Source organism: Yinghuangia sp. YIM S10712 (assembly GCF_051388935.1).
Taxonomy (GTDB): domain Bacteria; phylum Actinomycetota; class Actinomycetes; order Streptomycetales; family Streptomycetaceae; genus Yinghuangia.
The window spans coordinates 137,144-141,868 of sequence record NZ_JBPKBI010000015.1 but is presented as its reverse complement, the minus strand read 5'-3'; the positions used below and the strand labels follow the sequence as shown (position 1 = coordinate 141,868).

Genomic DNA, 4,725 nt, shown 5'->3' with positions numbered 1-4,725 from the left:
CCCGAGCGGGCACTGGGCACCGCACTGGGGATGAGCCGCGGGACGGTGGCGTCCGCGTTGGACCGACTCGCGGCGGCGGGGCTGGTCGAGCGGCGGCACGGGAGCGGGACCTACGTCCTGGAGAGTGGGCGCGCGAGCGGCGCGGGGGTGGGAGCGGGACCGGCGTCGGCGGAGTATGCGGCGTACGGGGCGCGCGGCGACTCGTCGGCGGTGCCGCCCGCGGGTGCGGGTTCCGTCGGCTTCGCCGGGGTCGGCGCCGCAGAGCCGAGCCGTACGGCCTCGCAGGCAGATGCGGGTTCCCGCGTCGTGGTGAAGGCGGATTCCGGTCGATTTCCCGCGCCCGCCGAGCCGATCTTCAGCCGCTGGATCCGCGAGGGCACGGTCGTCGTCGACTTGGCCAAATCGGTGGTGCCGGACGCGTCGCTGCTGCCGCGCCTCGATCTCACGGTCGAGGACCTGCTCGATGTCCACCCGGCCGACGGCTATGGGCTGCTCGGCGAGACCCGGCTGCGCGAGCTGCTGGCGGAGCAGGCCGCGCCGGAGCCGTTCGGTGCCGGTCTGCTGCTCGTCACGTCGGGCGCCCAACAGGCGCTGCACTTGGTCGCCGACACGCTTCTCACGCCCGGGGACCGGGTGTTGGTGGAGAGCACGACGTACCCCGGCATGCTGGCGGCGATCGAACGGTTCGGCGGGGTGCCGGTCGTGGTCGACGGAGACCGGCACGGCATGTCGCCCGAGGCCTTCGCCGCGGCGGTCGGCCGGCACCGGCCCGCGTTCGCGTTCACGATGCCGGTGCACAATCCGACCGGGCGCGTCGCGGCGAGACGGCGGGTGCGGGCGCTCGCGCAGGCCGCGCGTGAGGGGGACGTGCTGCTGGTGGAGGACCGCACGCTCGCGGACCTCGTGCTGACGGAACCGGGTGCGGACGTGCCGTCCGCCGCCGATTTCGCCCCCGACCACACGGTGTGCCTGGGCTCGGTGGCGAAGACGTTGTGGGGAGGTCTTCGGGTCGGCTGGATCGCCGCTCCGGAGCCGGTGTTCGAACGGTTCGTGCAGGCGAAGAGGCGTACGGACCTCGCGACTTCGGCGCTCGATCAACGGCTCGCCATCGCGTTGCTGGCGGACCCGGGGGCGGCAGCCCGGCGGGAGGCGTGGTGTGCGGATCTGCGGGCTCGCCGCGACCACTTGGCCGCGGCGCTGGCCGCCGAGATCCCGGCGTGGCGTTGGTCGCTGCCCGACGGAGGCATGTCGTTGTGGGTGCGGCTGCCGGGCGCGGACGGCGAGGAGTTCGCGGCGACCGCCCGGCGCCACGGGGTCTCGGTGTCGCCGGGTGCGGTCTTCGGTCCACCGGGCAGCACGGCGGCGGTGGATCGGATCCGGCTGAGTTTCGCGTGGCCCGAGCCGGTGCTGTCGGAGGGTGTGGCGATGCTCCGGGCGGCGTGGGCGGAGTATCGGCGGGGGTGAGGGGCGTCCACACTCCGGAAGCCCTCTGGTGGACCAATCACACAGCACTTAATGTGCCACTGAAACAAGTGGCTCTTTCGTCATGCCACGAATGATCCACTTCCGGTGACGCGAGGAGGCGTACGGTGGCACTTCCCGAGGCGGATTGGATCTGGTTGGACGGGAGCCTCGTGCCGTGGCACGAGGCCAAAGTCCATGTGCTGACCCACGGACTGCACTACGGCACGGGCGTGTTGGAGGGCACCCGTGCGTATCCGACGCCGAAAGGGCCCGCGGTGTTCCGGCTCGACGACCACCTGGACCGCCTGGCCGCGAGCGCACGCATCCTGGGCATGGAACTGCCCTATTCGACGGCGGAGTTGCATGAGGCAACCCGCGAACTCGTGCGCGCCAACGGCCTCGACGGATGCTATCTGCGGCACCTCGCCCACCTGGGCTACGGCGAGATGGGGCCGGTGATCCGCGCCGGTGCGCCGGTGGTCGTCTCGATCGCGGCGTGGCAGTGGGGCGCGTACCTCGGCGACGACGCGGCGTCGCACGGCATCCGACTCAAGACGTGTTCGTGGCGCCGCAACGACCCGAACGCGCTGCCGCCCGCGGCCAAGTCGACCGCCGGATACCTCAATTCGACGCTCGCCAAGACCGAGGCGATCGCGGCCGGGTACGACGAGGCCGTGTTGCTGTCGTCCGACGGTTACGTGAGCGAGTGCAGCGCCTCGAACATCTTCGCGGTCCGCGACGGCGCCCTCGTCACCCCGCCCGCGTACGCCGGGGCGCTGCGCGGCCTGACCATGGACACCGTGCGCACGCTCGCCGCCGACCTCGGCCTCGGCATCCGGGTGGAGAACCTGCTCCGCAGCGACCTCTACACGGCCGACGAGATCTTCGTGTGCGGGACGGCGTCGGAGGTCGTCCCGGTCCGCGACATCGACGGCCGCACGCTGGAGGCGGCGGGGCCGGTCACACGCAAGTTGCAGGAGGCGTACCGGGCGGCGGTCGGCGGCACGGACGAGCGGTACGCGCATTGGCTCACACCGGTCGCGGACTGAGCCTCGGCCGCGACGGGCGGCGGCACGAGACGGAGGTGTTGGGGCTTGGTCGCCCGGACCGCTCCAACACCGAGATGGCCCGGGAGCTGATCGTCGCGGAGCAGACCGTCTGGAGGGCGGGACCGGACACAGGCGGTGGTGTGCGCGTACGAACGGGGCTGGTACCGCCCGGCACGTGAGTTTCTGACAGCCTTGTGTCGTCGGCACGGCGATTTCTGTCCTGATGATTTGTTTTCATCATTTGATAGCGAATTGCCGCCATAGACAACGAAATACCGGCCCTACGCTGCCTTTCGGGTGCCTAGACTCATCCGCGATCGGGCCGTCGCCATGGGGGGGCTTGCGGCTCAAGTCCTTTGCCGTTCCCGTGTTCTCGGGCCGAACACGCACGTCTTGTCCTGTCGTGATCCTGGCCGGTGCCAGGAAGACCGGCCCCTCGTACGGGCCGGAAGGCCGAGGTGCTCATGAGTCCGTTTCTGACCCGCTGCGCGCAAGCGACGGCGGGAACCGCCACCCAGATCAGCTACCCGACGGTCATCGCCGCGAAGAGCGGCGACCTGGGGCTGCTGCACAATGCGATCGGCAACACGCTCGACCGGCTGCTGGGCCGCCAGGCGGTCCTCGCGGCCATCGACGCGGAGGGCCGTACGAACGACGCGGTGACGTACTGCAACGGGGTCGGCGGCCCGATGTTCCTCGTCTCGTCGAACACGCCGATCCGCTCCTCCCACTCCGGCGCGCCGGTCGACGCCGGCCTGCCGCAGGGCCCGTACGACGCGGCGCCGGCGGCGGCCACGGCGGGCATCCGGGGCCGTGCGAACTGGGCGTGGCTGCGGGAGAGCACGACGCCCCACACCACCGACCCGGGCACGCTGCCGGCGAACCCGAACCGGGTCGCGTCGTATTTCGAACTGCACGTCCCGACGATCAAGGACGGCGCGAAGCAGGTCCAGCTCGACGGCGGCAGGCTGGTCTACGACCCGTTCAACCAGCGGTACTTCCTGTCGAGCCACTACGCCGCGCAGTACGAACTCATCAACGTGCCGACGCTGGGGACCGTGCCGGTGTTCCAGACGATCCGCACGGAGATCCAGGCCTACGCCAACGGCCAAGTCGGCGGACTGCCGCCCTGGTCCGGCTACTTCAAAGGGATCGACGACCGCATTCGGACGGGTGCGCTGTGAACTACCTTCTCGCGAAGTGCGCCGAGCTCACGACCGGTTCCAAGGACCGGATCGACTTCCCGACCGTGCGCGGGGCCGTCACCCACGCGAACGTCGAACTCAAGCTCCTGTGTTGGGGGGTGGCCGACATGATGGACCGCGTCCTGCGCCGCCAAGCCGCCTTGCGGGCGCTCGACGACGGGGGCCGGGGCGCCGACGTGCTCGCCCACTTCGCGAACGGCGGCCCGGGCTTCCTCGCCTCGCTCGGAACACCGATCCGGTCGTCGCACTCGGGGGCACCGGTCGACCTCAAGCTGCCGCAGGGCCCGTACGACGCCGCGCCGCCGGGCGCGACGGCGGGCATCCGGGGCCGCGCGAACTGGGCATGGCTGGAAGCGAGCACGACGAGGCACACGACTCACCACCCGCCGGTGAATGTGAACCGGGTGGCGTCGTACTTCGAGCTGGAAGTGCCGACGATCACGGACGACAAAGGCACGGTGCAGCTCAGCGGCGGCCGGGTGGTGTACGACCCGTTCGCGCACCGGTTCTTCGTGTCCGAGCACTACAAGGACGAGTTCGAGTTCGTCAACGTGCCGGCGGTGAACGCCGACCAGGCGTACCAGGACATCTCGCAGGAGATCACGACCCACGCAGCCGCGGTGGCCGCGGGCGGGGCTCAGTGGCCGACGTTGTACGACGACTTGGCGCGGCGCATGGGTTCGGGCGAGCTGTAAGGCGGTGAGCCGTCCCGCGAGGCCGTTCTCCGGACGCCGCGCGGGACGGCGAGCGGTCGCGGGGTGCGGGGTGCGGGGTGCGTCGGGACGTTGTCGGGGTGTACCCGTCGACCGTGCCGTCCCCCGGTACTGCGTCGGGAGAACGCCCCGCAGCGCGATTCGGGGACCACGGTGGGCGGTCTTCCATCGCTGGGAGCGCCGGCGAGCGCGGATTCCTCGCGCGGTCGGTGTGAGCTGCGATGGGACCGCGCCGGATCCCCGGCAGCGTCGCCTCGGACCGGTGACGGGGAGGACCGCGGCCACCGGGTGGCC

At 71.2% G+C, this 4,725-nt stretch carries 4 protein-coding genes; all 4 read left to right on the top strand.

Annotated features, from left to right (window positions below; translation table 11 throughout):
• Positions 1-1,464: PLP-dependent aminotransferase family protein (locus tag ACRX5W_RS25660; RefSeq protein WP_436790663.1), on the top strand; the 1,464-nt coding region annotated here is incomplete at its 5' end.
• Positions 1,465-1,589: 125 nt separating this feature from the next.
• Positions 1,590-2,513, top strand: coding sequence for a branched-chain amino acid transaminase (locus tag ACRX5W_RS25655; protein WP_436790662.1), 924 nt, complete (start codon positions 1,590-1,592; stop codon positions 2,511-2,513).
• 464 nt (positions 2,514-2,977) lie between these two features.
• Positions 2,978-3,697: a hypothetical protein gene (locus ACRX5W_RS25650; protein WP_436790661.1), complete on the top strand. Its 720-nt coding sequence runs from the start codon at positions 2,978-2,980 to the stop codon at positions 3,695-3,697.
• Positions 3,694-4,413: a hypothetical protein gene (locus tag ACRX5W_RS25645; RefSeq protein WP_436790660.1), complete on the top strand. Its 720-nt coding sequence runs from the start codon at positions 3,694-3,696 to the stop codon at positions 4,411-4,413. Before ACRX5W_RS25650 ends, ACRX5W_RS25645 begins: the two co-directional genes overlap by 4 nt.
• The last annotated feature ends 312 nt before the right edge of the window (positions 4,414-4,725 follow it).